Annotated in this window: 16 protein-coding genes; 12 read left to right on the top strand and 4 right to left on the bottom strand. The window is 71.4% G+C overall.

Annotated features, from left to right (window positions below):
• The 11 genes from infB to VMN58_03655 all read left to right on the top strand — a co-directional run.
• On the top strand, window positions 1–1,996 hold a 1,996-nt coding region (gene infB / locus VMN58_03705; protein HUF32299.1), incomplete at its 5' end, for a translation initiation factor IF-2.
• A gap of 46 nt (window positions 1,997–2,042) precedes the next feature.
• A complete protein-coding gene (locus VMN58_03700) occupies window positions 2,043–2,336 on the top strand; it encodes a DUF503 domain-containing protein (GenBank protein HUF32298.1) in 294 nt (97 codons plus the stop codon).
• Window positions 2,323–2,754: a 30S ribosome-binding factor RbfA gene (gene rbfA, locus VMN58_03695; protein ID HUF32297.1), complete on the top strand. Its 432-nt coding sequence runs from the start codon at window positions 2,323–2,325 to the stop codon at window positions 2,752–2,754. Before VMN58_03700 ends, rbfA begins: the two co-directional genes overlap by 14 nt.
• Window positions 2,751–3,656: a tRNA pseudouridine(55) synthase TruB gene (gene truB, locus VMN58_03690; protein ID HUF32296.1), complete on the top strand. Its 906-nt coding sequence runs from the start codon at window positions 2,751–2,753 to the stop codon at window positions 3,654–3,656. The genes rbfA and truB overlap by 4 nt, the downstream gene beginning before the upstream one ends.
• A gap of 9 nt (window positions 3,657–3,665) precedes the next feature.
• Entirely contained in the window at window positions 3,666–4,628 is a 963-nt protein-coding gene (locus VMN58_03685; GenBank protein ID HUF32295.1) for a bifunctional riboflavin kinase/FAD synthetase, read from the top strand.
• Complete coding sequence (locus VMN58_03680) at window positions 4,625–5,737, top strand: alpha/beta hydrolase (GenBank protein HUF32294.1); 1,113 nt, start codon at window positions 4,625–4,627, stop codon at window positions 5,735–5,737. Before VMN58_03685 ends, VMN58_03680 begins: the two co-directional genes overlap by 4 nt.
• A 107-nt stretch (window positions 5,738–5,844) precedes the next feature.
• Complete coding sequence (rpsO, locus tag VMN58_03675; protein HUF32293.1) at window positions 5,845–6,102, top strand: 30S ribosomal protein S15; 258 nt, start codon at window positions 5,845–5,847, stop codon at window positions 6,100–6,102.
• Between the two features lie 196 nt (window positions 6,103–6,298).
• A complete protein-coding gene (locus tag VMN58_03670; GenBank protein HUF32292.1) occupies window positions 6,299–8,758 on the top strand; it encodes a polyribonucleotide nucleotidyltransferase in 2,460 nt (819 codons plus the stop codon).
• A gap of 20 nt (window positions 8,759–8,778) precedes the next feature.
• Window positions 8,779–10,032 carry a pitrilysin family protein gene (locus tag VMN58_03665; GenBank protein HUF32291.1) on the top strand — a complete coding sequence of 418 codons (1,254 nt, stop codon included), beginning with the start codon at window positions 8,779–8,781 and terminating at the stop codon, window positions 10,030–10,032.
• A gap of 38 nt (window positions 10,033–10,070) precedes the next feature.
• Complete coding sequence (gene dapB, locus VMN58_03660; GenBank protein HUF32290.1) at window positions 10,071–10,862, top strand: 4-hydroxy-tetrahydrodipicolinate reductase; 792 nt, start codon at window positions 10,071–10,073, stop codon at window positions 10,860–10,862.
• Between the two features lie 6 nt (window positions 10,863–10,868).
• Entirely contained in the window at window positions 10,869–12,026 is a 1,158-nt protein-coding gene (locus VMN58_03655) for a tetratricopeptide repeat protein (protein ID HUF32289.1), read from the top strand.
• Here VMN58_03655 and VMN58_03650 read toward each other — a convergent pair.
• The 4 genes from VMN58_03650 to VMN58_03635 all read right to left on the bottom strand — a co-directional run bounded on the left by VMN58_03650 (window position 12,016) and on the right by VMN58_03635 (window position 17,116).
• Complete coding sequence (locus tag VMN58_03650) at window positions 12,016–12,279, bottom strand: DUF4242 domain-containing protein (GenBank protein HUF32288.1); 264 nt, start codon at window positions 12,277–12,279, stop codon at window positions 12,016–12,018. The two genes, VMN58_03655 and VMN58_03650, sit on opposite strands and share 11 nt — an antisense overlap.
• Window positions 12,280–12,380: 101 nt before the next feature.
• Window positions 12,381–14,111 (bottom strand): DUF885 domain-containing protein, encoded by a 1,731-nt coding sequence (locus VMN58_03645; GenBank protein ID HUF32287.1) that lies wholly within the window; start codon window positions 14,109–14,111, stop codon window positions 12,381–12,383.
• 91 nt (window positions 14,112–14,202) lie between these two features.
• The gene (locus VMN58_03640; GenBank protein ID HUF32286.1) at window positions 14,203–16,089 is read right to left on the bottom strand and encodes a diguanylate cyclase; all 1,887 of its coding nucleotides are present in this window, start codon (window positions 16,087–16,089) and stop codon (window positions 14,203–14,205) included.
• Between the two features lie 232 nt (window positions 16,090–16,321).
• Window positions 16,322–17,116 (bottom strand): hypothetical protein, encoded by a 795-nt coding sequence (locus VMN58_03635; GenBank protein ID HUF32285.1) that lies wholly within the window; start codon window positions 17,114–17,116, stop codon window positions 16,322–16,324.
• Between the two features lie 93 nt (window positions 17,117–17,209).
• Here VMN58_03635 and VMN58_03630 point away from each other — a divergent pair, with 93 nt between their 5' ends.
• Window positions 17,210–18,853: a long-chain fatty acid--CoA ligase gene (locus VMN58_03630; protein HUF32284.1), complete on the top strand. Its 1,644-nt coding sequence runs from the start codon at window positions 17,210–17,212 to the stop codon at window positions 18,851–18,853.
• Window positions 18,854–18,866 lie beyond the last annotated feature (13 nt).

Genomic DNA, 18,866 nt, shown 5'->3' with positions numbered 1-18,866 from the left:
CGGCGGTGGCGCAGGCGCCCGCCCCGGTGGCCCGCCGCCGCTACGCCCGGGCCAGGTGCCCGGTGCCGGTGGCCGTCCCGGCGGCCCCGGTGGCCGCCCCGGCGGTCCCCGCCGGCCCCGCCGTGGTGGCGGTCGTCGACGCCGCAACCGCGAAGAGCTGCAGGCTCAGGAGATCCCGACCTACACCCCCGAGGACGCACCGATCCCCGAGGGCGAGGTCGTCATCGAGCGCGGCGCGACGGCCAAGGACCTCGGCCCGAAGCTGAACCGCTCGGCGGCCGACGTCGTCCGGTTCCTGCTCCAGCAGGGCGAGATGATCACCGCCACCCAGACGCTCTCGGACGACATGATCGAGCTCTTCGCCGCCGACGTGGGCGCCGAGATCCGCCTCGTCGACCCCGGCGAGGAGCAGGAGGTCGGCCTCCAGCAGCTGCTCGAGGTGCTCGACGCGGAGGACGAGGACGAGTCCACCCTCCGCCCCCGCCCGCCGGTGATCACGATCATGGGCCACGTCGACCACGGCAAGACGCTGCTGCTCGACCGCATCCGCGAGACCAACGTCGTCGAGGGTGAGGCCGGTGGCATCACCCAGCACATCGGCGCCTACCAGGTCGAGAAGAACGGCACCACGCTGACCTTCATCGACACGCCCGGTCACGCCGCCTTCACCGCCATGCGGTCGCGAGGCGCCGAGGTCACCGACATCGTGGTCCTGGTGGTCGCCGCCGACGACGGCGTCATGCCGACCACCCTCGAGGCCCTGGCCCACGCCAAGGCCGCCGACGTGCCCATCGTGGTCGCAATCAACAAGGTCGACCGCGAGAACGCCGACCCCAACCGCGTGATGCAGCAGCTCTCCGAGCACGAGCTCGTCCCCGAGGGCTGGGGCGGCGAGACGATCATGGTGGAGATGTCGGCGCTGCAGAACATCGGCATCGACGACCTCCTCGAGCAGCTCGCCGTGGTGGCCGAGCTCGAGGACCTCAAGGCCAACCCCGACGGTCGCGCGTACGGCGTGGTGCTCGAGGCCAACCTCGACGTTGGTCGGGGTCCCGTGGCCACCGTGCTGGTGCAGCGGGGCAACCTCAAGGTCGGTGACCCGATGGTCGCCGGACCCGCCCACGGCAAGGTCCGCGCCCTCATCGACGACACCGGCCGCCAGATCAAGGAGGCCGGTCCGGGCATGCCGGTCCAGGTGCTCGGCCTCTCCGAGGTGGCCGACGCCGGTGACGACTTCGTGGTCGCCCCCGACGAGAAGCTGGCCCGCAAGGTGGGCGAGACCCGTGGGCGCTACGCCCGCATCAAGAACATCGCCGCCGACGCCTCGGCCATCAGCACCGGGGTGAAGCTCGAGGACATCTTCGAGCAGATCCAGAAGGGCGAGGCCGCCCAGCTCAACATCGTGCTCAAGGCCGACGTCACCGGGTCACTCGAGGCGCTCAGCGAGTCGCTGCGCAAGCTCGAGCGCGACGACGTCAAGATCCAGTTCGTCCACCGCGCGGTGGGCGGGATCAGCGAGAACGACGTCCAGCTGGCCGCCACGACCGCTGCGCTCATCATCGGCTTCAACGTCCGCCCCGATCGCAAGAGCCGCGAGCTGGCCGAGGTCGAGGGCGTCGAGATCCGGGCCTACGAGATCATCTACCAGGTCCTCGAGGACATCGAGAAGGCCATGCTCGGCCTCCTCGCCCCCGAGTACGAGGAGGTCGTCACCGGTGACGCCGAGGTGCGCGAGATCTTCCGTGTGCCCCGCATCGGCGCCATCGCCGGCTGCTACGTGCTCAACGGCACGATCACCCGGAACTCCAAGGTCCGCTTCCTGCGGGAGGGCACCATCATCTGGAAGGGTGCCGTCTCGTCCCTGCGGCGCTTCAAGGACGACGTCCGAGAGGTGCAGGCCGGCTTCGAGTGCGGCATCGGCCTCACCGACTTCCAGGACCTCAAGCCCGGCGACATCATCGAGACCTACGAGGACCGGGAGATCCCCCGGACCTGACCGGCGCACGCGTCGCCTCGCCCGCCACTCGGTACCGTGGCGGGTGATGCACGCTGCGGCGATGGAGGTCGACCTCCACATCCCCGAGTCGCGCTCGCTCAAGGCGAAGCGTGCCGCCGTCAAACCCATCGTCGAGGGCCTGCGGCGGCGGTTCAACGTCGCCGTCTCGGAGGTCGACCATCAGGACCAGTGGCAGCGCTGCCTCATCGGCGTCGCCGCCGTGGCGTCGTCCCATGCCCACCTGACCGACATCCTCGACGAGGCCGAGCGCTTCGTCTGGTCGAGGCCCGACATCCAGGTTCTTTCGATCGAACGGAGGTGGCTCGATGCCGCGGAGTAGGAGCAACAACCCCCGGCAGTACCCGCGCACCGCGCGGCTGAACGAGCTGTGCCGGGAGATCCTGGCCGAGGAGCTCACCCGCATCGAGGACCCCCGCCTCGAGCTGGTCACCATCATCCACGTCGATGTCGACCCCGACATGAGCCGTGCCGTCGTGGCAATGGCGTCGCTCGGGGAGGGCGAGGACGAGGCGCTCGAGGCCCTGGCCGACCACCGCCACGTGTTGCAGCGCGCCATCGCCCGCCAGGCCCGGATCAAGCGGACGCCCGAGCTGCAGTTCCGCCGGGACGAGGCGATCGCCTACGCCTCGCGGATCGAGGAGCTCCTCGCCCAGGAGCGGATCCAGCGGGCATCGAGGCCGCCCGTCGCCGATCCCGACCCCGAGGTCTACGGGCGCGGAGGCGCTGGCGACCCGTGAGCCGGCGCGACCGGCCGGAGGGCCCGAGCGGCCTCGTGGTGGTCGACAAGGAGGCGGGCTGGACCTCTCACGACGTCGTGGCCAAGGCACGCGGCATCCTCGGCACCCGCAAGGTCGGCCACTCGGGGACGCTCGACCCCGACGCCACGGGCGTGCTCCTCCTCGGCGTGGGGCGGGCCACGCGCCTGCTCCGGTTCACGTCGACGCTGCCGAAGTCGTACACCGGCGAGGTGGTGCTCGGGACCGAGACCACCACCCTCGACGCCGCTGGCGACGTGGTGGCCACCCACGACATGAGCCACGTGACCCTCGACGAGGTGCGCCGGGCGGCCACCGCGTTCGTCGGCGACATCACCCAGGTCCCCCCGATGGTCTCGGCGGTGCAGGTCGGGGGTCGGCGCCTCCACGATCTGGCTCGCGAGGGCATCGAGGTCGAACGGGAGCCGCGCCCGGTCACCGTCCACCGCTTCGACGTGGGCGAGGAGGTCGCGCCCGGGGTGGTGGCGATCGAGGTCGACTGCTCGTCGGGCACCTACGTGCGGTCCCTGGCCGCCGACCTCGGCACCGCCCTCGGCGGCGGCGCCCACCTCCGCAACCTCCGTCGCACCGCCATCGGCCCCCACGAGGTGGGAGGGGCGTCCCGGCTCGAGGAGCCGGTGCTGCTGCCCATGTCGGCGACCGTGGCCCACCTGCCGTCGGTGACCGCGGGGCCGGAGCTGGCCGCGCTCGTCGCCACCGGCACGCGCCTGGCGCGAGACGGCGAGGTGGCCTTCGAGGGGGAGGGGCCATGGGCGGTGGTCGACGTCGGCACGGGCGAGCTGCTGGCGGTCTACGAGGCCAAGGGCGATCGCGCCAAGCCTGCGGTGGTGCTGGTGCAACCGCACGAGGTGGGCGGCAGGTAGGTTCGACCCGTGCAGGTGATCCGCACCGCCGAGGCCTGTCCCCGCCCTCCCGAGGGCTGCGCAGTGACGATCGGGTTCTTCGACGGCGTCCACGTCGGTCACCAGATCATCATCGGCGAGGCTCGCCGGCTTGCCGCCGAGCTGGGTGCCCGCACGGCGGTGATCACCTTCGACCCGCACCCCGCCCGCGTGGTGCGGCCCGACTCGGCGCCGCTGCTGCTCACCGGCCTCGACCAGCGCCTCGAGCTCCTCGATGCGACCGGCGTCGACTTCACCTACGTCGTCGCCTTCGACGAGGCCCGCGCCAAGGAGGCCGCCGAGGACTTCGTCACTGGGGTCATCGTCGACTGCCTGGCCACCCGCGCCGTGGTGGTCGGCGCCGACTTCCACTTCGGCCACCAGCGCCGGGGCAACGTCGGCATGCTCGAATCGATGGGGGCCGAGCACGGCTTCGAGGTCCACGGTGTGGAGCTCGTCGCCTCGGGCACCGCCGGCGCCCGCGCCGTGTCGTCCACCGCCATCCGCCAGGCGCTGGCCGACGGCGACCTCGACGACGCCAACCGCATGCTCGGCCGCCCCCACGAGGTGCGCGGCACCGTCGTCCACGGCGACGAGCGGGGCCGGGAGCTCGGCTTCCCGACCGCCAACGTGGCCCTCCCGGCCGACGTGTGCCTCCCCGCCGACGGCGTCTACGCCGGCTGGTACGCCCGGCCCGACGGCACCACCCTCCCGGCGGCGATCTCCCTCGGGCGACGTCCCCAGTTCTACGTCGATGCCGAGCTGTCCCTGCTCGAGGCCCACGTCATCGACGCCGACGGCCTCGACCTCTACGACGAGGCGGCCTGCGTCCGGTTCACCAGACGGCTCCGGGGCCAGGAGCGCTTCGATTCGGTCGACGACCTCACCGCCCAGATGCGCCGCGACGTCGACGCCGCCCGCTCCGCGCTGGGGGTCCCACCGTGGTCACGGTGAGCGAGAGCGACGAGGACAGGGCGCTCGAGGTCGGCGGCGGCGGGCCTCTCCTCGAGGGGGACGCCGAGCGAGCGCTCGTCCCGAGCCCCCGCCTCGACCGCCACGTCCTGAGCCTCGACGACGGCCACCGGGTGCAGATCTCGGTGGCCGGCCGGGGCGTGCCATTGGTGGTCGTGCACGGCTACACCGCCGAGGGCCTGCTCTACGCCCAGACCCTCTCGCGACTCGTCGGCAGCGGCTTCAAGGTCATCGCCATCGACACCGCAGGGCACGGCGGGACCGAGGGGTTGCGCGAGGGTGCCGGTGACCTCAAGGAGTACGCCGAGCTGCTCGGGCGCATCGTCGACCACCTCGGCATCAGGCGGGCCGTCTTCGCCGGCCACTCGATGGGCGGGCGCCTGGTCACCGAGCTGGTGGCGAACGACCCGGAGCGGGCCATCGCCGTGCTGCTCGTCGACGCCATCGTGGGTGACACGTGGGACTCGATGGTCGGCCTGTACCGGGTGGCGCCGCCACTCATGGGCGTCACCGGGCTCACCCTGGCCGTCGACACCATCTCCACCCTGCCGGTGCTGGCCGACCGCCGCCAGGCCCTCAAGCTGCTGCGGCTGTGGCTGCCCGTCCTCACCCACAACGTGCGCCGGCCCCTCAACCTCGTCGGCGCGGCCATCTCGATCCTGCGGTCAGGCCCGTCCCGCTGGATGCTGGACCGCCTCGCCGACGAGCGGGTCCCGGTGGTGGTCATCCACGGCGACCGCGACCGGGCCGTGCCGCTGCGCACCGCGAGAGACGCCGCTCGTCGGAGCCGGGGTGAGCTGGTGGTGGTCCACGGGGCCAGCCACTCGTGGGTGCTCAAGGACCCCGAGACGCTGCCTGCCATCATCGGTGAGCTGCTCCTCGACACCTTGGGCCTCCACCTGCGGTCGGCGCTGGCCCGGGCCGGGGTCGACTTCGGCAAGCCGGCCATCGCCGAGGCCGAGCGTGCCCTCTACGAGCCGGGGGCGCTCATCCACGACCTGACCCCGGCGGAGGTCTACGACAGCGGCCACCCGGTCGAGCGCCAGCCGCCCCGCTACACCTGGACCCGTTCGGTGCCGCGGCACCCCTGACGGCCCGGGCGGTGAATGGCGGGTCCGGCCGGCGTGCCGCTACGCTGCCCGAAGCGCCCTGCGCAGTCGCGCGGCGCGCTCCGCACCACCGAGGCCCAAGAGGGAAGATGCCCGAGAAGTCCGCAACGATCGCCGATCACAAGCTCCACGACACCGACACCGGGTCGCCCGAGGTCCAGATAGCGCTCCTCACCGAGCGGATCAACCACCTCAACGACCACCTGAAGTCCCACCGCCACGACCATCACAGCCGTCGAGGCCTGCTGAAGCTCGTTGGCCGCCGCCGTCGCCTGCAGACCTATCTGCGCAACAACGACGTCGAGCGCTACCGGGCCATCAACGCCCGCCTCGGCCTCCGCCGCTAGGCAGACCCCACGAGCAGCCTCCGGGCTGCTCGTCCGGTTTTTCTCGGCGCACCTGCTCCACCCACAACCGGTCACCCGGTGCGGACAGGTCAGCTGCCAGTGGAGCCGTTCCCCGACACCTCACCGGTGCGTCGGGGCGCCGCTCCACTGGGAACTGGCCCGCCGCCGGTGGCCACACCAACAGAAGAGAGATCACATGGCAGACGCACGCAAAGAGGCGATCTCCGTCTCCGGCCCCATCACGGGCACCGACAAGACCCTGACCTTCGAGACGGGCAAGCTCGCCCAGCAGTCGCAGGGCGCCGTCGTCGCCCGCATCGAGGGCACCCGGGTGCTGGTCACCGCCAACGGTGACAGCAAGGGTCGCGACATCGACTTCTTCCCCCTCACCGTCGACATCGAGGAGAAGTCCTACGCCCGCGGCAAGATCCCGGGCTCGTTCTTCCGCCGAGAGGGCCGCCCGAGCGACGACGCTGTCCTCACCTGCCGCCTGATCGACCGCCCGCTGCGGCCGAGCTTCGCCGACGGCTGGCGCAACGAGACGCAGGTCGTGGGCACCGTGCTCGGCTCCGACGACGAGAACCCCTACGACGTCATGGCCATCAACGGCGCGTCGGCAGCCCTGATGCTGTCGGGCCTGCCCTTCGAGGGCCCCCTCGGCGCCGTGCGCCTCGCCTTCGACGTCGAGGGAGAGTGGATCCCCCACCCGACCTTTGCCGAGATCGACGCGTCCACCTTCCAGATGGTCGTGGCCGGCCGCGAGGTCGGCGGCGACATCGCCATCATGATGGTGGAGGCCGGTGGCACCGAGGGTGCCTGGGCCTACTACGAGGACGGCGCCCCCAAGGTCACCGAGGCCGTCATCGCCGACGGCCTCGAGGCGGCCAAGACCTGGATCGGCGAGTCCATGGAGCTGCAGAAGCAGCTCATGGAGTCCGCCGGCGTCCGGGAGCCCATCGAATACCAGGCCAAGGCCGACTACGGCGACGACGTCTACGCCAAGGTCGAGAAGGTCGGCCGCAAGCGCATCGCCGAGGCCAACGCCATCGCCGACAAGGCCGAGCGCAACGCCGCCAACGATGAGGCGAAGGACGCCATCGTCGCTGAGCTGTCCTCGGAGTTCGAGGGTCGCGAGAAGGAGATCAAGGAGGCCATCCGCTCGGTGACCAAGCAGGTCATCCGCCAGCGCGTGGTCAACGACGGCATCCGCATCGACGGTCGAGCCCCGGCCGACCTGCGCCCCGTCTCCGCCGAGGTGGGCCTGTTCGAGACCGCGCATGGCACCGGGCTGTTCCAGCGCGGCGACACCCAGGTCCTCAACGTCCTCACCCTCGGCATGCCCCGCATGGACCAGCTGCTCGACACCCTCGCCCCCGAGGAGCGCAAGCGCTACATGCACCACTACAACATGCCGCCCTACGCCAACGGCGAGACCGGCCGCATGGGTGGCACCAAGCGCCGCGAGGTCGGCCACGGCCTCCTCGCCGAGCGGGCGCTCCTGCCGGTGGTCCCCTCCAAGGAGGAGTGGCCCTACACCCTGCGCCTCGTCTCCGAGGTGCTGGCCTCCAACGGCTCCACCTCCATGGGTTCGGTGTGCGCCAGCTCCCTGTCGCTGATGGACGGCGGCGTGCCGATCAAGGCCCCCGTGGCCGGCATCGCCATGGGCCTCATCTACGAGGACGGCAAGTACACGACGCTGACCGACATCCTCGGCGCCGAGGATGCCTTCGGCGACATGGACTTCAAGGTCGCCGGCACGGAGGACTTCATCACCGCCCTCCAGCTCGACACCAAGATCGAGGGCCTGCCCGCCGACGTGCTGGCCGCCGCCCTCGACCAGGCTCGCGACGCCCGCATGGCCATCCTCGACGTCATGGACGAGGCCATCGCCGAGCCCCGCGACGACGTGCAGAGCAGCGCCCCGAAGATCATCAGCTTCGAGATCCCGATGGACAAGATCGGCGAGGTCATCGGGCCCAAGGGCAAGGTCATCAACACCCTCACCGCCGAGACCGGCGCCGACATCAGCGTCGACGACGACGGCGTGGTGGGCACCGTCACCATCGGTGGCACCGACCGCGATGCCGTGCAGGAGGCCCGTCGCCGGATCGAGCTGATCCTCGACCCGCCGCTGGCCGAGGTGGGCAAGATCTACCAGGGCCGGGTGGTGAACATCACCAAGTTCGGCGCCTTCGTCAACATCCTCCCGGGTCGTGACGGCCTCGTCCACATCTCCAAGCTCGGTGGCGGCAAGCGCATCGACAAGGTGGAGGACGTCCTGAGCCTGGGCGACGCCATCGAGGTCGAGGTCGAGGACATCGACCCGCAGGGCAAGGTGTCCCTGCGCCCTGCCGGCGACCTGCCCGAGGCCGAGGGCAACGGCGGCGACGATCGCCCCCGCCGCGCCCCACGCAGTGACCGTGGCGACCGCGAGGACCGCCCCCGCCGCGAGCGCAGCGAGCGCCCCGCCCGCCGCAGCCGCAGCGAGGACGACGCCCCGAGCAGCGGCGGTGGCGTCGCCACCGCCTCGTTCGAGGACGCGTTCGAGTCCGAGGTCCGAGACGAGTTCGGCGATCTCGGTCCCGAAGGAGGCAGCGAGGGCGGTGGCGGTGCCGACCGCAACCGCCGGCCCCGCGGCGGTCGCGGCCGCCGCTAACCGGCTCGCTGCGCACCAGCGTGGCCATCACCACCACGCGGCTCGACAACGGGCTGCGCGTCGTCACCGAGGAGATGCCCGGGGCCCGGTCGGTCACGACCGGGTTCTGGGTCGGTGTCGGCGCCTGTGACGAGGCCCCCGCCGAGGCGGGGGCCTCGCACTTCCTCGAGCACCTGCTGTTCAAGGGGACCGAGGCCCGCACCGCCGGTCAGATCGCCGAGGCGGTCGACGCCGTCGGGGGCGAGATGAACGCCTTCACCACCCAGGAGCACACGGCGTACTACACCCGCCTGCCGGCGGCCGAGCTCGACCTGGGCCTCGACATCGTCTCCGACGTCCTCCTCGCTCCGGCCTTCCGGCCCGCCGACGTGGAGGCCGAGCGCCAGGTGATCCTCGAGGAGATCCTCATGGAGGACGACGCCCACGACGACCGGGTGCTGACCCTCCTCGACGACGCCCTCTTCCCGGACCACCCCCTCGGCCGTGAGGTGCTCGGGACGCGCCAGTCGATCACCGCGATCGATCAGGAGACGATCCGCGCCTTCCACCGGCGCTGGTACCGGCCCGCCAACCTGGTGGTGGCGGCTGCCGGAGCCCTCGACCACCAGTCGGTGGTCGCGGGAGTGAAGGCGCGCTTCGCCGGTGTGACCGGTGGCGACGTCCCCGAGCGTCACGGGCCGTCCTCCCCGGCCCGGTCGCTGGCGGTGCTCCGGCGCCGGACCGAGCAGGTGCACCTGGCCGTCGGAGTCCGGGCGCTCCCGCGCGACGATGACGACCGTTACGCCCTCGCCGTGGCCAACCACGTGCTCGGCGGGGGACCGTCGAGCCGGCTGTTCCACACGATCCGCGAGGAACGGGGCCTGGCCTACAGCGTCTTCTCCCATCATGCCGCCTACGAGCGGACCGGAGCTCTGGTCGCCTACGCCGCCACCGCACTGGCCCGCCTGCCCGAGGTGCTCAGGCTCGTCCACCTCGAGCTCGACCGCCTCCTCTCCGACGGCGTGACCGACCAGGAGCTTCGGGTCGCGGCCGGTTATCTGGCCGGCTCCACCATGTTGGGGCTCGAGGACTCCGGCGGGTGCATGGCCCGGATCGGGGAGGACCTCTTGGTCCACGGGCGGGTGCCCGAGCTCGACGACGTGGTGGCCAGCTACCGGGCCGTCACCAGCGACGACGTGCAGCGCGCCCTGGCCCGCACCCTCGGAGCCAGCACCCGCAGCGTGGCCGTGGTGGGGCCGGTCTCGCGTCGCCAGCTCGAGACCCAGCTGGCGTAGCGGTGGGCGCGGCCAGCGCCCGGCGCGAGACTGGGGCCATGGCGATCAGGGTGGGTGTGTTCGGGGCCACGGGGCGTATGGGCCGCACCGTGTGCGAGGCGGTCGTCGGCGACCCCGCCCTCGAGCTCGTCGCCGCCGTCGACCCTCACCACGAGGGGCTCGACCTTCGGCCCGTCACGGGTGTCGACGCCGACCTGGTGATCCTCGGCCAGGCCGAGGGCCTGACCGACCTCGCGATCGACGTGGTGGTCGACTTCACGCGGGCCGAGGCGGCGCGCGCCAACCTGGTGTGGGCGGCCGAGGCGGGGATCCACGCCGTGGTCGGCACGACCGGTCTGAGCGAGTCCGACCACGCCGAGCTCGCCCGGGTCTTCATCAAGAGCAACTGCATCGTGGCCCCCAACTTCGCCATCGGGGCGGTGCTGATGATGCGCTTCGCCGAGCTGGCGGCGCCGTTCTTCGAGTCGGCCGAGATCATCGAGCTCCACCACGAGCTCAAGGTCGACGCCCCGTCTGGCACGGCCGTGCTCACCGCCGAGCGGATGGCAGCGGCGTCGGGGGACTGGACCGCCGACCCCACCACCGACGAGGTGCTCCCCGGCGCCCGGGGGGGCACCGGCCCGGCAGGGATCCCAGTGCACTCGGTGCGCCTGCGGGGCATGGTCGCCCACCAGGAGGTGCTGCTCGGCACCACCGGGCAGTCGTTGACGATCCGCCACGACTCCTACGACCGCACCTCGTTCATGCCGGGCGTGCTGCTGGCCGTGAAGGCGGTGGCCGACCATCCCGGCCTCACCGTCGGCCTCGACGCCCTGCTCGACCTGGGTTGACGGGGCGTGGAGCTCCTGCACGAGCCACAGGGCGCGGGCGACGGCGACGAGGATGCTCCCACGCCGTCGGCGCTGGTGCTGGCCACGCAGCTCACGCCCCACTGGGAAGCTCACGGGCAGCTGGTCGCCGGTCGTCAGACGCTGGAGAGCGCGCTGGCCAACGTCGACGGCTCACCCGCGGAGCGGGCACGGGCGCTCGGCGCGGTGGCGACGCTGGCGACGGCTCAGGGCGACCTCGATGGTGCCCGCACCGCCCTCGAAGCCGCCCTGGCGATCCATCGAGAGCTCGGCGATCGTGGGGCCGCAGCGGCGAGCCAGAACGCGCTGGCGGTCGCGGCGCTCCGCGCCGGGGACCCCGAGACCGCGGGCGAGGCTGCTGAGGAGGCGCGGAGCGTCTTCGAAGCGCTCGACGACCCCCTCGGTCTGGCCTTCGCCCACTCGAGCCTGGGGCTCGTCGCTGCTGCGGAGGCCCGACCGGCCGACGCCACCCGTCAGCTGCTGGCGAGCCTCCGACTGCTTCGCCGGCACGGTCGCAGGGCCGAGGCCGCCGCCGTGCTGGCCAACCTCGGCCACCTCGCGGACGACACCGGCGACCATCGACGCGCCGTTCGCTTCCACGACGGAGCTCGCCAGCTCTTCGCCCGCATCGGCGACCGGCGGGGAGAGGCGCTGTGCGTCAACAACCTGTCGATCCTGGCCCAGGGTCGAGGAGACGTCGACCACGCCATCGAGCTCGCCGATCGGGCGCTGGAGCTGTTCCAGGAGGTCGACGACCTGCGAGGGCAGGCCGCCATGCTGAACAACCTCGGTGGGCTCTGGGAGGAGCAGGGTGCGGGTGAGGAGGCTACCCGCCTCTACGGCGAGGCGGTTGTCGCCTTCACCCGCCTCGAGGACGGCCCCGGCCTGGCCGCGGCAAGCCACAACCAGGCGGCCGTCCGAGCTCCCGTCACCGAGCTGACCCCGAGGGAGCTGCAGGTCGCCGAGCTGGTGGCTGCCGGCCTCACGACCCGCGAGATCGCCGACCGCCTGTTCGTGTCCCAGCGCACCGTCGACAGCCACCTGGCCCACACCTTCACCAAGCTGGGTCTCTCGTCGCGCACCCAGCTGGCGATGTGGGCCGTCCGCCGGGGGCTGGGACCTCCGGAGGAGGCCGCTACGGAGTGAGGTCGAGGGCCTCTGTGACCCGCGTGTAGGGGATCTCGGCCTCGTCGTTCAGGTCGACCACATCCTGGGCGGTCGGTGCCTCGAAGAGGCACATGCAGTGCGACTCACCGGGGACGAAGGTGCTGCGGATGTAGCGGACGTCCTTTCCCTTCGCTCGGTGGGCCTCCGCCGTGTCGATCGCTCGCCGCTGAGCTTGGCCGAGCGCGTCCATCGAGACCCCGGGAAGGTCCCTGTCCACCATGAAGACCGGCATGTCGTCACCTCTCGTGTGTGTGGGGTGCGCAGGGTGCGCCCCTGATACGACCGTACGGGCGAGTCCGGTCCGGGTCATCGGTAGGAACACCGATCTTGGTCTCAGGCGCGAGCGACCCAGGCGTCGATCTGGGCTTCGAGCAGGTCGAGGGGCAGGCAGCCGTGGCGGAGTACCTCGTGGTGGAAGTCGCGGATGTCGAAGCGGTCCCCCAGGGCGGTCGAGGCCTTGGCCCGCAGGGCCTGGAGCTTCAGCTCGCCGGTCTTGTAGGCCAGGGCTTGGCCGGGGAGCACGATGTAGCGGTCGACCTCGACGACGATGTCCTCGATCGGGCTGGCCGAGGCGGCCCGGAAGAAGTCGATGGCCTGCTTCCTGCTCCAGCCGAGGGCGTGGATGCCGGTGTCGACGACGAGGCGCACGGCCCGCATCATCTCGTTGTCGAGGGCGCCGTAGCGCTGGTACGGGTCGTCGTACATCCCGAGCTCGGGGCCGAGGCTCTCGCAGTACAGGCCCCACCCCTCGAGGTAGGCGGTGACGAAGACGTGCTTGCGGAAGGTCGGGACCCCATCGAGCTCCTGGGCGAGGGTCAGCTGGAAGTGGTGGCCGGGGACCGCCTCGTGGAGGCAGGTCGACTCCATGTTCCACGACGGGCGGCTGGCCAGGTCGTGGGTGTTGGCGAAGAACTGCCCGGGCCGGCCGTCGTCGAGCGAGCCGGGGAGGTAGAAGGCCATCGGTGCCGACGGAGCCTGCTCGGCCGGGACCGGCACCACGGCGAAGGGCAGTCGGGGGATGGTGCGGAACAGCCGGAGCACGGTCGCGTCGACGCGCTTGGCGATGTCGCGGTACGACGCCAGCAGCGCCTGGCCGTCGGGGAAGGTGAAGCGGGGGTCCTCGGCCAGGGTGGTGGCGAAGTCCTCGGCGGTGCCCTCGAAGCCCAGCTCGTCGCGCACCGCCTTCATCTCGGCGGCGATCCGGTCGACCTCGCTGCGCCCGACGTCGTGGATCTCCTGGGGGGTGGCGTCGGTCGTGGTGTAGTGGCGGACCCTGGCGGCGTACCACTCGGGTCCGCCCGGGAGGTCGCTGAGGGCGATCGTCTGGCGGGCGGCCGGCAGGTAGCGGTCGACCAGGTGCTCACGCAGGCGGCGCATGGCCGGTCCCACCTGCTCGGCCATGATCGCGGCGGCGTCGTTGGTGAGCTCGTCCTTCTCGGACATGAGGGAGTCGGGCAGGAGGCGGAAGGCGGCCAGCAGCGGGCTGTCGAGCGGGTCGGCGCCGAGGTTGGCGTCGACCTGGGCCGGGACGTCGCGGAGGGCGACCTGGGGGGCGGTGATGCCCTGGTGGACCCCATGCTCGAGGAGGGCGATGGTCTGGTCCACCACGTCGGGGATGCCGCGCAGGCGGGCCAGCACGTCGTCGAGGTGCGAGCGGGTGGCCGTGGGCATGGCGCTCAGGACGAAGGCCAGGTCGACCTGGGGGCCGTCGAGCTGGTTCATGGCCAGGAGGTGTTCGGGGTGCTCGGCGGCGGCCACGGAATCGGTGGCCTGGTGGGTGAACACGTCGAGGCTCAGGGCATCCTCGGCGCTGAGCTCGTCGCGGTCGAACGTGACGATGGCGTCGAGGTCGAGGCGGGCCTCCGCTCGGCGCCGCTCGACGGCCTCCATCGACCAGTCGGTCCAGCGGTGGTTGTGCCCCGGCTGGCCGAGCATCGTGGCCGACTCGGGGCGCTCCGCCATGGCGTGGGCGAAGGAGAGGTCGAACAGCCGCTGCAGGCGCTCGGGTTCGGGCCCTTCGCCCTTGTTGCGGATCAGCTCCTCGACGTCCTCCCGGTGGCCCATCGGGCGACGGTACCCGTCCCGGGGTGACGCGGGGTGGCGTGAGGCGATGGACTCGGTCGGCGTGGGGCGAAGAGCGCCAACCCGACTTCCGCTACGGCTGAGGTCGGCGGGGGGCTGTCTGCGGTGCCGCCGCCAGCACGATCGCGCCTCGGCGAGCGCGCTTGGCGCTGAGCAAGGCGGCATCGGCGGTGGCGATGGCGGCTGGTGCGTCGCTGGGGTCGTCGGGGCCAATCCAGGCGAGGCCGACGCTGACCGACACGGCGTCGGCTCCAGCGATCGTGCTGTTGGCGACTGCCGCCACGATTCGCTTGCCGAGATGCATGGCCGCTGCTCGGTCGGTGGCCTCGCCGGCGATGACGAACTCGTCGCCGCCGAGTCGGGCGACGACGTCGCCGGCGCGTCTGGTGGTCTGCAGGTTTCGGCTGATCTCGACGAGCAGCGCGTCGCCTGTCGCGTGACCGAGCGTGTCGTTCACCACCTTGAAGGCGTCGAGGTCCAAGAACGCGACCACGATGCCAGTACGGTGCCGTTGGTTGAGCATCATCTGGAGCCGGTCGAACAGCAGCGATCGGTTTGCGAGTCCGGTCAGCGGGTCGTGCAGCGCCTTGACCTCCAGCTCGGCCTGCTGCTCCCGGTCGCTGGTGACGTCGCGCAGGATCAGCGTCGCCCGTCCGTCCTCTCCTGGCGACGCTGTCGCCTCCGCACAGCGCGCGGCTCCGGTCGCATCGGTCCAATGCAGATCACTTCGGTCTGACAAGTCGACGTCGGAGCCGATCACCTGGTTCACCGGGACGCCGACTGCCTCCGAGCTCGGGATTCCGAACATCTCCTCGGCCCCCCGGTTGAACACCGCGATGCTCCCGTCCGCGGAGGTGACGATCACCGCGTCGGCGCTCACGTCGAGTAGCCCGAGATAGCGTTCTTCCACCGCTCGTTGCTCGGCGCGCCGCAGCTCCACCTCTCGCAGCTGCAACGCAACTGCCATGGTGTCGAACTCCTCGGCCAGCTCACCGAGCTCCCCGCCTGTCCGGTCCAAGGAGGCTCGTGCGGTCAGATCTCCGGCCGAGAGGCGTTTCACGGTCTCCTGGAGGTGTCGGACCGGTCGTACCACCAGTGCATGGCCAGCACCGATCGCCGCGAGCGCTCCGGCCAGGACGATCACCGCCAGCCATCTCCACGTCGACCGCAGCCGCTCCGTTGCTGCGGAGAAGACCGCAGCCGAGGGCACGCCCACGGTCAGGGTCAGGTCCCCTCCGCTTGCAATCTCGGCCACGCCGTAGAACCGCTCCACGCCGTCAAGACCCGCCAGCCGGACCGTGTTGCCGCTCTGGTGCGACCGGAGCTGGAAGGGCGTCTGTTGGCCGACGAAGCCGTTCGGATCGGGCCAGCGCATCAGCACCGTCCCCACATCGTCATAGACCGTCACGGTCGAGCCTTCTGGTAGCTCGAATCGCTCCGCCAACATCGCCGGGCGCGACAGATCGATCGACGCGATGACGGCGCCGGCGAAGTCGCCGTTGCTGTCGATCAGGGGATGGGCCAAGGCGACCGTTGGCTTTCCCGACACTCGGCCGATCTGGTAGCGGCCGAATGACGGTGCTGATGTAGCACGGACCGCTGCGAAGTAGTCGCGGTCGGCCACCGAGACCGCCCCGTCGGTCTGTCGCGAGCTGCACCAGAGGGCGCCAGTGGCATCGGCGACGCCAAGCACACCGAACTGCGGCAGCTCGTCGTGGATGCGTGCCAGCTCTACCGCGCAGCGCGACCGATCAGCCACTTGGGTTGTAGAAGACAGGGCTTGCAGGAGCAGCGTCGTCGACGCCACCAAGTGCTCCTGCTGCAACGCCGCCGACTCTGCCAGCCGCGCGACCTCGGCGGCGGCGTCTCGTTCAGCTGCCGCTCTCCACGCTGCGGCCTGCTGGCCGACCAGCACGCCAGCTGGAAGCACCGCTGCGATGACCAGCATTGCCAGCCGCACGCGCAACGACAGTCCACGTCGTCCACGGCCCCAGGGGTCTCGTCCCGTCGTGGCGCGACGCTGGTCTGGATCTGACGCCGGACGCACCGAGCCTGGCCCCGCCGGCACGTCCACGCTCCGATCAGCGGTGACCTCCCCTCCGCCGATTCCCCCCACAGTCGAAGACCCCAAGACCCCAGTCTTCCCACCGTCGGCGTCGTTTCACAAACACGCAAAGGAGATGGGCAAATGGCTAGCCCGGCGGGGGGTCGCCGCCCGGCTCGTGCGCCTCGCCCCGATCGAGGGCCTCTTCCCGCTCGCGGGCCTCCTCCCGCTCGAGAGCCTCGGTCCGAGCCTTGATGTCGACACCGGGGGCGTCGCCCGGGAGGGCGTCGCCCTCGACCTCCAGGTTGCTCAGCTGGCCGAGGGCGCCGAGCTCGTCGGTGCCCTTGCGGCGCTCGTGGAGGGTCTGACCCACGACCAGAGCGATGGCGGCGAGGGTGAGTGGGATCTGGTAGCGGCCGATGAAGCCGAGGAGCCCCTCGCGTGGGCCGTCGAAGATGTCGCCCACGTAGCGGATCATCGCCAGGCGGGCCACGGTGCCGGTGACGTTGAGGACGAGGAACGCCGCCGGGTGCATGCGCGCCGCGCCGGCGAAGAGGCAGATGTAGTTGTTCGGAGCCAGGAAGACGAGGGGGTACGCGGCCTTGCCGAAGAACCCCTCGGCCGATCGGAGGAACCGGCCGACGCCGCCCGAGCGCTGCTCCACCCACTGGAGCGCGGCCTCGCCGTACCAGAAGCCGAGAAGGTAGAAGAGCGGGTCCGACAGCAGCAGGCGGAGGGTGCCCACCACGTAGTACGAGAACGGGTCGAGGACGCCCGAGACGAGCACGACGTGGCGGATGCGGGCGTCGAGCGCCAGCAGCAGCAGCGGTCGGTCGTTGACGAGGCTCGGGGCCAGCGCCGAGCCGACGTTGGACGCCACCACGAGGATCCCGATGGGGACCAGCAACATGGTGAGGCGTCGTCGGCGGCCGGCCTCGTCCACGGGGGCAGAGCGTAGGGCACGGCGGCGGGTGCCCCGCCCCGCCCCTATCGTGGCGGTCGGTCGGCCCGTCCGGGGCCGCTGGAAAGGGACGCCATGCAGGGGCTCATGCAGGAGACGCCGCTCACGCTCGATCACTTCTTCCGGCGGGCCGAGCGCCTCTTCGCCGCCAAGGAGATCGTCACCGCCACTCCTGGCGGCATCGAGCGCACCACGTACGGCGCGTGGGCCGAGCGCACCCGGCGCCTCGGTGGCGTGCTCGACGACCTCGGGATCTCCGACGACGGGCGGGTGGCCACCTTCGCCTGGAACACCGCCCGCCACCTCGAGCTCTGGTACGGCGCGCCGTGTGCCGGACGGGTGCTGCACACCCTCAACATCCGGCTGTTCCCCGAGCAGCTGAGCTACATCGTCAACCACGCCGAGGACGAGGTCATCTTCGTCGACCGCTCGCTGGCGGGCCTGCTGTGGCCGCTGATCGAGACGTTCACCAGCGTGCGCCACATCGTGGTGATGGACGACGGCGCCGGCGAGGTGCCGAGCAACGACGGTGGGGGCGGCGGGCCCCAGGTGCACGACTACGAGACCCTGCTGGCGGCCGCCGACCCCGTCGACCTCGGCGGCGTCACCGACGAGTCCCGCGCCGCCTCCATGTGCTACACGAGCGGCACCACGGGCAACCCCAAGGGCGTCGTGTACTCCCACCGCTCGCTCTACCTGCACACCATGGGAGTCATGCAGGCCGACGCCATCGGGATCCGCGAGTCCGACGTGGTGCTGCCGGTGGTGCCGATGTTCCACGCCAACGCGTGGGGCCTGGCCCACGCCGGCCCGGCCAGCGGCGCCACCCTGGTCATGCCCGGTCCCGACCTTTCGCCCAAGGCGCTGGCCACCCTGATCGAGGGCGAGCGGGTGACCGTGGCCGCCGGCGTCCCCACCATCTGGATGGGCGTGCTGCCCGAGCTGAAGGGCCGCGACACCTCGAGCCTGCGGGCCATCCCCTGCGGCGGCTCGGCGGTGCCCCGGGCGCTCTCCGAGGGCTACCGGGAGGCGACGGGCCTGCCCATCATGCAGGCGTGGGGCATGACCGAGACCAGCCCCATCTGCACCGTCGGGAACATCAAGTCGACCCTGGCCCACCTGTCGGACGACGCCAAGGCCGACCTGCGCACCAGCGTGGGCTACGTGGTCGCCGGCGTGGAGTTCCGAGTCATGAGCGCCGAGACCGGCGAAGCGGTTCCCTGGGACGCCGAGCAGACCGGTGAGCTGCAGGTGTCCGGCCCCTGGATCGCCCGTGAGTACTACGACGACCCCCGCTCGTCGGAGTCGTTCACCTCTGACGGCTGGCTGCGCACCGGTGACGTCGCCAAGGTCGACGCCGAGGGCTACATCTTCCTCGTCGACCGCACCAAGGACCTGGTGAAGTCGGGCGGTGAGTGGATCTCCTCGGTCGAGCTCGAGAACGAGATCATGGCGCACCCCAAGGTCGCCGAGGCCGCGGTCATCGGTGTTCCCCACCCCAAGTGGTCGGAGCGGCCCCTCGCCTGCGTGGTCCCCAAGGAGGGCGAGACGATCTCCCGCGAGGAGCTGCTCGAGTTCCTCGACAGCCGGGTGGCCAAGTGGTGGCTCCCCGACGACGTCGTGATGATCGACGAGGTGCCGAAGACGTCGGTCGGCAAGTTCTCGAAGAAGGACCTGCGCGACCGCTTCGCCGACCACGTGCTCCCGACCGCCAAGTGACCCGCGCGCCCGC

Source organism: Acidimicrobiales bacterium, assembly GCA_035512495.1.
Classification (GTDB): Bacteria; Actinomycetota; Acidimicrobiia; order Acidimicrobiales; family CADCSY01; genus DATKDW01.
The sequence above is the reverse complement of the archived record's forward strand: the minus strand, read 5'-3'. Positions and strand labels throughout refer to the sequence as shown.

Coding starts and splice junctions, on each gene's coding strand:
- dapB (HUF32290.1), top strand. CDS start 10,071: ATGGCGATCAGGGTGGGTGTGTTCGGGGCCACGGGGCGTATGGGCCGC.
- VMN58_03630 (HUF32284.1), top strand. CDS start 17,210: ATGCAGGGGCTCATGCAGGAGACGCCGCTCACGCTCGATCACTTCTTC.
- rpsO (HUF32293.1), top strand. CDS start 5,845: ATGCCCGAGAAGTCCGCAACGATCGCCGATCACAAGCTCCACGACACC.
- rbfA (HUF32297.1), top strand. CDS start 2,323: ATGCCGCGGAGTAGGAGCAACAACCCCCGGCAGTACCCGCGCACCGCG.
- VMN58_03650 (HUF32288.1), bottom strand. CDS start 12,279: ATGCCGGTCTTCATGGTGGACAGGGACCTTCCCGGGGTCTCGATGGAC.
- VMN58_03645 (HUF32287.1), bottom strand. CDS start 14,111: ATGGGCCACCGGGAGGACGTCGAGGAGCTGATCCGCAACAAGGGCGAA.
- VMN58_03670 (HUF32292.1), top strand. CDS start 6,299: ATGGCAGACGCACGCAAAGAGGCGATCTCCGTCTCCGGCCCCATCACG.
- VMN58_03700 (HUF32298.1), top strand. CDS start 2,043: ATGCACGCTGCGGCGATGGAGGTCGACCTCCACATCCCCGAGTCGCGC.